This window comes from Desulfobaccales bacterium, assembly GCA_041648175.1.
GTDB lineage: Bacteria > Desulfobacterota > Desulfobaccia > Desulfobaccales > 0-14-0-80-60-11 > 0-14-0-80-60-11.
In genome coordinates, this window is record JBAZPO010000001.1 from 217,993 (window position 1) to 227,888 (window position 9,896).

Below are 9,896 nucleotides of genomic sequence, written 5' to 3' on the forward strand. Positions count from 1 at the left end.
GTATTACTGACCCCGGCAGGCAGGGTTCCAACGCGCCATGGCCCGGCCTTCGATGTTTACGGCTCCTTGCATCAGCCCCTTTTCTTTGCTCATCAGGGGCTTTGGGTTCGGAACAAGTGAAGCTCCCGGTTGTTTCCCAGTTCCAATGGCCTAACAGACCTTCTGCCCCGCAGAACGGAATAGGTCATGTAGATCAGAGTGCTTATGCGACAGGTAAAATCAAAACTGAATTGTTTGATCGCCATTGCGATTGCCTCCTTCTTCTTGAGTTGTGATCTTGCACTATTCCAACATGACTATTCAGACTGTCAATCTACCTGACTAGCTGCATCACACCGGAAGCGGAGATCGCCAGTTAAATGGCGGGCTTGCCGCCACTTTGAAGCGGCAGAACCCCGCTGATTCGGAGGTGGAATCTGCGAGGTTATGGACTTGTGCCAGATATCTTTAGGCATGAAAAGCAACTGTTGGGAAGCCCGGTCAAGAATACTTTGGGGTCATGCAGGATTTACCAGGGAGGGGCGCTGTGCGGAGCGTGCTATAAAGAAGGGTGCCCTGGGCTTGGGCTTGGGGTAAGACGGCCGCCGTCAATGGGAAGTATTTATGTTTTCGGGAAAACGGGATACTGACTCATCGTCCATGCGGAAATTCACCAGATGTCCGCTTCTATATCATATGTCCCCACCTTGCCGGGGGATCAATGAGCGCCATCGTTTCTCCGATCTTATTGAGAATGAATTGCAGTGACCCAACTTGGGTCACTTGAGATTGGCAAATTATTTTCACCGCCGGTGCATTTTTAGTGACAGCGCATTAAGCCGATGCAGTTCTGCCCGCATGGCCCAGAAACTTTCCAGCGCTTTAGCGTTGGAAATAGCCGGAAAGCTTGGTGTCGGGAAACTTTTTGGCCAGCTCGTCTGCTGATGGCGGCAACAACTCAAAAATGGGGTCTTCTCCGGTATCGAAAGAAACTTGGATGGTATCTTCAGGGCTTATAGAGATTTCATTCCCTGATCGGTCATATCCGCTCATCTCACCATGCCCCCTCTGCATGATAGTGCCAAAGTTTCTCCGATCTTATTGAGAATGAGTTGCAGTGTTCAACCGTTGAACATTTTAAATTGGCAAATTATTTTCACTACCGGTGCATTTTTTTTAATGTTTCCGCAACAGACCGATGAAGCTGGAAAATTCCGATTCCGGTACATGGTTCTGCGTAGTGGGTGACAGGTTGTTAACGGCCCGGCAATGCTGATTTGCAGTTTTGGCTAATCTCGGTCTTGGCTGGCCGCCTAAAATAGAGGCCGCGGCGGACCGCTGATGCCACATTGCCAGGACCTACAGCAATGCCTGAATAGTCCGCCAGGTTCCCGGAGAAGATCTCGCAGGTACTTGGCCAATCATCGGACCTCCGGCCCTGCCAGCGTTGTCCGCCTCATTAATAATCCCAGTTCTCATAACCCAATGGCGCCCGGTTCAGCTCTTCCCGATGCAGCCGCCATTGCGGCATGAATTCATCCATCAATTTGCGAAATTGATCATTATGGTGGCGCTCCAGCAGGTGTACCAGTTCATGGACGATTATGTATTCCAGGCACTGTATCGGTTGTTTAGCCAGTTCGAGGTTAATCCAGATTCGCCTGGCCTTGATGGTACAGCCGCCCCACTTGGTTTTCATCTTTTTGATTCCCCAGTCGGCCGCCTGCACGCCCAGAACTGCCTGCCATTTTTCCAGAAGGGACGGCACCAGCGCCTTTAGCTGTTTCCGATACCACCGATACAAAACCAGTTCGCGTTGCTCGGCGTTGGTCTCCGGCCGCACATAAAGATCCATGAAGGACTTATTGCGCAATACCACTCCCATGACCCCTGCGTATTCGATGACGCGGAGGCGGTAGCGCTGCCCCATAAAATAGTGGCTCTCGCCGCTAACCATCTCACGTCTGGACTGGCGCGGCTGGGCTTCAAACCTCGCCTGCTGCCTCTTAATCCACGCCAGCTTGCCAATCACCGCCAGCCGCACTGCCTCATCGCTAACCGCCAATGGCGCCGCCACCCGGACCCTGCCGTGGGGTGGGTACACGCCCAGGTGCAGGTTCTTGATAGCCTTGCGTACCACTTCCACAGCGATGCCGCTGACGGTGATATGGTGAGTCTCAGTATTCATTCTGGTTTTTCACCAATTCCAGAATTTGCTCGGTGAGGGCTTCGTCATCCTGAAGCACTGCTTTAATGGCAATCCGTACCCTTCTGACCTTGACGGCGTTACCGCGCCAATCATCTTGCCGGCTCTTTCGTACCGCACTATCTACATTTAACGCCAGCGCCTCATCCTTGCCCAGGTTGTCATAAAGCGCCCGCTTGGCTGGTGTGTTCAGCGCCTTTGGATATTCCTCTCCGGCGGGGTTTTTCACCTTTTTGGCCAGTTCGACGATCTTTTCCAAGTATTTCTGGTAATCCAGCGCCTCCTGCTTGCGCTGCTCGATCAGGGCATCCAGTAACTCAGACATCTTCTCATAGTACTTGGGGTTGATTGGCTGCTCGTCGATGATCAACTTCCGGACGTTGTTTTCAATCGTTTCCGCCACCGCTTCCTGGTTTTTACGGATGCCCTTGGGTAAATCCTCTACCGCGTCGGCACCGCGTTCCACGATGAGCTGGATCAGCGACATATCGTCAAACGCCGAAATCTTTTCGCTTTCTTCGGCCCGGATATAGGTGTCGATCAGGTGACGCATGGCTGGCTCATACATTTTCAGGTCGATGTAGTCACCGCTGGCCAGCTTCACCTCAGTACGGGCCTTCTCGTAGTGGTCAACCTCCGCCTTGAGTTTTTCAATCTCGGCGGCGCTGTAACCAGCCTCTTCCAGCTCGTTGGCCAGATTGGCGTAGGCGCGGACGAAGGCCGCAGTGAGTTTATAAAGCGTCGCCCGCTTAGGTTCGTTGTCCTTGAGCTGTTCGGCATTGCCAGAATCCTGGGCGCAAAAATAGCGCAGGTAGGCTGTCGTGTCCTTGGGGGCTTCCACCGGCTCGCAGAGCGCCTTGATGGCTTCGCGGGCCTCTTCCAGGTGCTCCTTGGCCTTGGTGAGCCGGTTCTCCAGCAACCCCGCCACGTCGTTCTTATCGTAGCCGTCCAGGGCGCCGCCGGTGTAATCCTGCACTGCGCCCTCCAGACTTTTGAACAGGTCTTTGTAGTCGATGACATAGCCGTATTCTTTGTCGTCGCCATCCAGCCGGTTCACCCGGCAGATAGCCTGGAACAGGCCATGGTCCCGCATCTGCTTGTCGATGTAAAGATAGGTGGCCGAAGGTGCGTCGAAGCCGGTGAGCAGCTTGTCCACCACGATCAGGAGCTTCATCTGCCCCGGCTCTTCGACGAACTTCTTCTTTACCACCTTCTCAAATTCCTCGACCCGGTTGACGGCCTTTTCCGGGGCGTCATGGAACCAGTCGGCCAGCATCTTCTGGTAGATACCATACTGCCGCAATTTCTCCGTCAGCCCCTCGCCCGATTCCTCCCCTTTGAGGTCAGCGGGGTTGGGCCGGTAGCTGGTGACGATGGCGCACTTACCGGCCAGCTCGGTCTTGTCGAACAACTCGTAGAACTTGCACGCCTGATAGATGCTGCCCGACACCAGTAAGGCATTGCCGCGCCCGCTCTTGAGCCGGTCCCGGGTTTCCATATCCAGCAAAATGTCGGCCACGATCTTCTCCAGGCGCGACTGGCTGGAGAGCACTTTCTGCATGGTGCCCCAGCGTTCTTTAAGTTGCGCCTTGGCCAGATCGGTCAGGCCCTTGGTCTTGGACTCGAACCACTGGTCGATTTTCTTCTGCGAGGTGATGCTCTGGTCGATGTCCCGCGCCTCATAGCGCAAATCCACCACCACCCCGTCCTTCACCGCCTCATCGAACTTGTAGGTGTGGATGTAGGGGCCGAATATCTCAATGCTCTTCTGTTTGTCGGCCTTCAAGAGCGGCGTGCCGGTGAAGCCGATGAACAGCGCACTGGGCAGAATGGCCTTCATGGCCTGGTGCAGGTCGCCGGATTGGGTCCGGTGGCACTCGTCCACAAATACATAGAGGTCGCCCTTGGCCCTGAAATCAGGGGGCAAGGACTTTTTCAGCTCCTGGATGTATCCGGCAACGTCACCCACCTCTTCGCCTGCTTCAAAGCGGCCAAACTTGTGGATCAGCGAGCCCACCAGCCATTTCTCGTTTTTATTAAGGGTGTCAATCAGGTCAGCGCCGCTTTGGGTGCGGTAGATGCCTTCATCGACGCCAAGGAAGACCTTTTCGATCTGCTCATCCAACTCCGTGCGGTCGGTGATGATCAGCACCCGGGAATCCTGTGCGTTCTCCCTGATCCACTTGGCCAGCCAGATCATAATCAGGCTTTTGCCGCTGCCCTGGGTATGCCAGATGATGCCGCCTTCCCGGCGGCGCACGGCTTCCTGCGCGGCCTGCACCCCGAAATACTGGTTGTGGCGGCAGAGCTTTTTGATTCCCGCGTCGAACACGATGAAACCGTGGATCAGCTCAAGCAGGCGTGACTTGCTGCACATTTGCGTCAGTTGCCGGTCCAGCAGATTCTCAATCGGGCTGTCTTCCTTCCAGGCCAGGTAATACTTCTCCGGCGTCTGGATGCTGCCGTAGCGCAGCCCCTCGGTGTCGTTGCCCGCCATGATCAGCTGCATGGTGGAGAAGAAAGGTTCGATGAAGACCTGCTTCTGGTTGTCCAGGTTCTGGCGGATGCCTTGGGCCACCGACACGATGGAGCGCTTCAGCTCCAGCACCCCCAGGGCCAAGCCGTTGACGTATAGCACCACATCCGGGCGCTTGGTGAAGGCTTTGGGGTCCGCAGCCAGGACGGTGACTTCCTCGGCGATGGCGAAGTGATTATTCTCCGGCTCCTTCCAGTCGATCAGCCAGACGGTCTGGGTCTGCTCGCCCCTCAGGCTTCACCTTCACGCCATAGCGCAGGAGCTCGTACACCGCCTTGTTGCGGTCATAGAGGCTTTTGCTCTGGTCACCGGCTGCCTTGTCCAGGATGTACAGCGTCCGGCTGATCAGCGCCTCGTCGTGGCCTTGTTTTTTTAGGAAGGTGCGCAGCAGGTCCGCTTCGATATTGCGGTTGTCCGGGCGGTCGGTCCAGTCGCCCAAGTAGTCATACTTGAGCGTCTCGCAAAACAGCCTAACTACGCGCTCTTGGGTCTCTTTCTCTCTTTGGCCAACGGTGCTCATACCAGCCTGATCCTCCCGGTGAGCAACTCCTGCATCATGCCCTGCTTGAGGTCGCGGGTCTTGTTTCGCCGTTGTTCCAGCGCGGCCAGTTCGGCGTCCATGTACCAGTGACGACGAACTCCAGCCGACACAAACGAAATTTAGTCACTTCAATCACCTCTCTTTGAGAATTTGGAATCATGGCAAAGCCCATAGGGAGCAACTCCTTCGGCATCAAAGGCGCCCTGAACTCATCGGGGCGTACCCGACAAAAAAGGCGGCATTAATTTTGCCGGCTCTTAAAAACACGTCATGGTTTGAAAAGGGTTAATCCAGTATTCTGGTAGCGGGTTAGACCTGCACGCCAAGGTTCTTCTTTTCCTCAATGTGCAGGCCATCACTCAGGTTCAGCTTTTGGATCGCCCCTTACTGGTTTGCTGGTATCCCGGCCAGGATTGGTGGTAGCCGGGATGGGATTGTCGGTTGTTCAGATTCAGTCGCCGGTTTAGCCGCAGCCGCAATGTCCTTCTGTTTGGATTACATCTCATTTTGTGATGTGCCATAGAAATACTCCTTGAGATTCAACTTTGATACTTCTGGTTTTGGGCCAGGCCCGCCATTTTCCCTTGACGGACCTGGCAATTCCATAACGCTGTTTAAGATTCCGGATTTTTGTCCATAGCCAGTAGCTCTTGGCCTGGGCTGTCTTTCCTGACCAGCTCTAAGTCTGTGGCCACAAACACCAGTTCGAGCGGCCTCTTTTTCTCCCAGGGTTCGTATTCGTAATGACCAATCGCACCTACAACGGCCACTCGATCCCCCCGATGGATGGAGCTTGTAGCGACTGCTGCCAAGTCTTTGGGGCAACAGACTTTTATGCAGCCTGCTTTATACGGACCAAACATGATGCCAAGGCCAAACATAGCTTGAGCGAAACCTTCATGAATCTTGAACTTTGGTTCTGTTAATACCAGACCGCTTAGAATGCAGGTGTTGAACATGACGCTTCCTCCAGGATTGATTTTTGCCTTCACCTTCTTGGAAAAGCCCAATGTCGTAATCCGGCAATCCGACGGAGTTATCGTGGCTGAACAATGCAGGATGTCATTGAACATTAGGTTTGATTACCAGTAACCGATCATAATATGTTTGATCTCTTCGCAGCCGATCGGCTTGAATTGACAGTCATTTGGTAGCGGGCAGGATTTACCAGAACCATCCCGGAGGTTCTTGCCAAGACACATGGCTTGACAGGAAATTAAAGGGGAGCACAATGCTCTTGGGTTCGGACGTTGTTGCCCTCCCCCCCTCCCCCGGACAAGTTAAGAAACTGCTCTGGTCAGTGACGGACTACCGGTAATCGGGGCGCCATATTAGAAGGCGAACCGATTACCTTCGGTAAGATATTTAGAAGAGATCAAGACTGAGGCCGCGACGCCTCACTCGGGGTTACAGCTCCATCAGAGCAGGATGGTCGCTCCCCAAGCACTTATGGTGTCAGTCCCGGTGGAGCATTGGCGTCTGCAGCCGGCGCAAGGGTTCGGCTCCTTCTCAGGAGCGGAGTTTTTCTGGAGGTGAAGAGGTACTGGATTCAGAAGTCCCAGCAGGGTTGGACTGCCAAGCCAATTACTTCTCAACCAAGTCATGAGGAGCCGTATGGACATCCCTACGACCAGACCTTCGCAAACAAGGGCTGGGGGAGTTCATCTTCGCAAGACCAACCCATATCGCCAAAACGAACCTGGCCAAGTAGCGCCGGGGCATTGATCTTTTGGCGGAGTTGACAGGGACAACAGCGGTAATAGAAGTGGCTGGATCTGATGCCTGCGGCATGGATACCGCCCCAGAGGTAAAGTCCAAAACAAAAGGCCCAGGACCGGAAAGGTCTTGGGCCAGCGTTTCGTTTCTCCAAGCGCTACTTTAATCTGAGCAGATGATCTCGAGCGGCCGGATTATGGTTATTATCACTCAGAAATAACAGTCTCTTTGATTGCCGGTACCACGACCTTTTCGTTTGTGCTCCACAGCAACGATACCACAAACAATGCACCAAGGACCGCCACCAGACCAATGGACATAACCACACCCGTATTAGCCATGTTAATGGCCACCACAGTAATAGCAGAAGCAGCAATGGCGGGCGGCATTCTCTTAATGACCTCGAACTCCCGGTCAGTCAGAGTGTGGTCGATCATATCTTTCACAGCTGCATAGGCTGCCTTGACCTGCTTGGCAAGCCAGGCCCAGACAGACTGGGCTTTCTCTTTCAAGGACATAAGTCCTCCTCTTAGGTAGTTTTCAGCATGGACCCAATGCACAGCATAGGTTCGATCTCCGACGCTCGAGATCGCCCGAATCATTCTCCAACCTCGTTCATATTCACACCAGGTCAACGACCTGAGATAGTCACACACAGAACGGCCGGATCTACCCTACCTGTAGACCCGGCCTATTCCCATAACTGCCACGGATTACACTGCCAGAGCCAATTCGGCCTGGGGCGCGGACTCGACCTGCAGGTTCTGACGAACCACGTAAATCACGTACGCAACCTCAGCGTTGCTCATGCCTTTCACCACGTTCAGGGCATGCCGGAAAGCCGTCGCCAGGTTGGCGCCACCACACAGACAAGCATCGTCCATGTAGTAAGCGGTCAACTGGCTCCGGTAGAAAGCAGCCATAAGACCCCGGTGTATAGACAGAGCCATCTCACGGACCTTGGCGATCACCTTCTCGGCGGCTTCCTTGATCTCGGCCTTATGCTCTACCACGTAGGTGAAAGCGGCCTTGATCTTGGAACCAACCCACATCACTGCGGACTGGACCTTAGCGATCATTTCTTTAATCTCCAACTGTATCACCACCTTTGTTTTTTGAATTAAGCCGCTACAAGCCTTCAGTAGGATAGAGGCCTCGTCATCAGAACGGCGGCTGTCTATATTCTTCACCTGCAACACGCAGCAATCAACCCTGGATTTTAACGTCTGGCGACCGTAAACTACGGCCCGGACGGCAGAGAATTCATTGGACAGCAGTTCTCTGCACCTGCACCCGATTAACCTCACGGACTTGGCCGCATTCTTGACCCTGCATCGCTGCTCGTAGGCAAAGTGCCTGCGCATTCAGGGCGCCTGGTCCCATGCGGGGGAGCATCCAGGCTTCCACTTTAACTTGTCAAAAGGATGAGTGGGGGGCTCGCATCTCGATGAATGGGTCCCCTATTTAGGTCCCATCACTACCTGGAGCCCAAGCAAGGGGTTTTACTTTCAGTGGATAGAGGGCTGTTGTTACGGAGGGGTACTCAGGAAACGGGTTTGGGATTTTCGGCCCTGGAAATTTATTTCAAGTTTGGGGTGTATAAGGGTAGGATGGTCTTCAGTAGCGATTGGTCAACCTTGGTGCGGTTAAAATGACCAACATCAGAACGGTTTTTGGGGTCAGATTTCAGTGATCGCACCCAGACTAATGGTCTTGGTCGGGGCGGCAGTTCCCGAAGAATTTTCAGCTCGTTTCAGAGCCTTTAATAGTCAGAAAATCTCGCCCGGTTAGCTTGGTTGAACAGAGGATATGATCTGGATATCAAATCACCTCTACAGATTTTGACGGCGTTGATATTGAGCAGAACTTTGCTATTTAGATAGCTTGAGCCGTACCCTCTGCGAAAACCTTTATCATTGGTAGCCACCTTTCAGACCTACCCTGCTGTAGGCTTTGGGCAAAGCAACCCCGCGAGGCTTTAATAAAAACAATCGGTGCACCATCATAAACAGCCTTGAGGCCCATCCCACCAAACCTTCATCATTGATTGGCGCAAAATCAACCTATTTCAAAATGGCACCAGCAACCCATTCAGCACTGCCGGGACGATCAGCACTATCGGCAGCCTCAGAGCGCTCTGGTCAATAATGATGCCACTAAAAGCTTGCCCATAACGATAGCTACGGTTCACCCGTCCCTGATGGCCAAGCAAGTTGAGGACATCAGATGCTTTTAAGGTTCAACCGAACATACGAATAATAATATCCTCCTGTCACAAATAATGTGTATAATATAACTATATAGATAATAAATTTACATCATTTAATATTTATGTTATAAATTATTAGGCGAGAGGGCGATAATAAGTTTACTCCTTCATTAATCCTCACCTTAAAGCTTTAAACTGCTGCCGCCCATTGCGGTGACATCATTATTTCTCCTGAGAAGCAAAGATTGCTTACAACCTTGAGAGAAACATTTCTCATCAGGGGAGGCTGGATTATGACTACGATCAAGGGTTATTCCGACCAACTAGTGACCACGGTGATGAACTCCGGGGCCTTCGAACGCTACCCGGATTGGAGCGGCCCTATGGCGAGGCAGCTGGCGCGCGAGGCCTGCCGGAGGCTAGAGGTGGACGAGATCTCCCGGCACGGCGTAGCTCTGAAAGGCTTAGCTATGGAGGCTCTCAACCTAGCCCAGGTTCTCCTCCTCCTGGAGCAAGGCCCCAACTTCCCTCAGGATGGGGAACCTCTGGCGAAACAGGCGTGTCATAAGTTGAAGGTAGACGAAACATCCCCGTACGGTCTGGCTATGATGGCATTGGCTTTAGAGGCGTTTAACCTAGTTAAGCTGTTGGCCCAGCCACTTAGACCCCAATAATAGAATTGCCGTCTGGGATCTCAACCGGGTAGTGG

General features: G+C 53.2%; 9 protein-coding genes. 1 reads left to right on the top strand and 8 read right to left on the bottom strand.

Annotated elements, in window-relative coordinates; all coding sequences use genetic code 11:
- Positions 1-861: 861 nt before the first annotated feature.
- The 8 genes from WC600_01060 to WC600_01095 all read right to left on the bottom strand — a co-directional run bounded on the left by WC600_01060 (position 862) and on the right by WC600_01095 (position 8,057).
- Positions 862-1,032, bottom strand: a complete 171-nt coding sequence (locus WC600_01060) for a hypothetical protein (GenBank protein ID MFA4901311.1) — start codon at positions 1,030-1,032, stop codon at positions 862-864.
- A gap of 406 nt (positions 1,033-1,438) precedes the next feature.
- Positions 1,439-2,167, bottom strand: coding sequence for a SprT family zinc-dependent metalloprotease (locus tag WC600_01065; GenBank protein ID MFA4901312.1), 729 nt, complete (start codon positions 2,165-2,167; stop codon positions 1,439-1,441).
- A complete protein-coding gene (locus WC600_01070) occupies positions 2,157-4,955 on the bottom strand; it encodes an HsdR family type I site-specific deoxyribonuclease (GenBank protein MFA4901313.1) in 2,799 nt (932 codons plus the stop codon). Before WC600_01070 ends, WC600_01065 begins: the two co-directional genes overlap by 11 nt.
- A complete protein-coding gene (locus tag WC600_01075) occupies positions 4,897-5,241 on the bottom strand; it encodes a type I restriction endonuclease (GenBank protein ID MFA4901314.1) in 345 nt (114 codons plus the stop codon). Before WC600_01075 ends, WC600_01070 begins: the two co-directional genes overlap by 59 nt.
- Complete coding sequence (locus WC600_01080) at positions 5,238-5,372, bottom strand: hypothetical protein (GenBank protein ID MFA4901315.1); 135 nt, start codon at positions 5,370-5,372, stop codon at positions 5,238-5,240. The genes WC600_01075 and WC600_01080 overlap by 4 nt, the downstream gene beginning before the upstream one ends.
- 504 nt (positions 5,373-5,876) lie before the next feature.
- Positions 5,877-6,335, bottom strand: a complete 459-nt coding sequence (locus tag WC600_01085; GenBank protein ID MFA4901316.1) for a hypothetical protein — start codon at positions 6,333-6,335, stop codon at positions 5,877-5,879.
- Between the two features lie 849 nt (positions 6,336-7,184).
- Positions 7,185-7,496 carry a hypothetical protein gene (locus WC600_01090; GenBank protein ID MFA4901317.1) on the bottom strand — a complete coding sequence of 104 codons (312 nt, stop codon included), beginning with the start codon at positions 7,494-7,496 and terminating at the stop codon, positions 7,185-7,187.
- 195 nt (positions 7,497-7,691) lie between these two features.
- Positions 7,692-8,057 (bottom strand): hypothetical protein, encoded by a 366-nt coding sequence (locus WC600_01095; GenBank protein ID MFA4901318.1) that lies wholly within the window; start codon positions 8,055-8,057, stop codon positions 7,692-7,694.
- A 1,423-nt stretch (positions 8,058-9,480) separates the two neighbouring features.
- Between WC600_01095 and WC600_01100 the strand changes: the two genes are divergently transcribed.
- On the top strand, positions 9,481-9,861 hold the full coding sequence (locus tag WC600_01100) for a hypothetical protein (GenBank protein MFA4901319.1): 381 nt from the start codon (positions 9,481-9,483) through the stop codon (positions 9,859-9,861).
- The last annotated feature ends 35 nt before the right edge of the window (positions 9,862-9,896 follow it).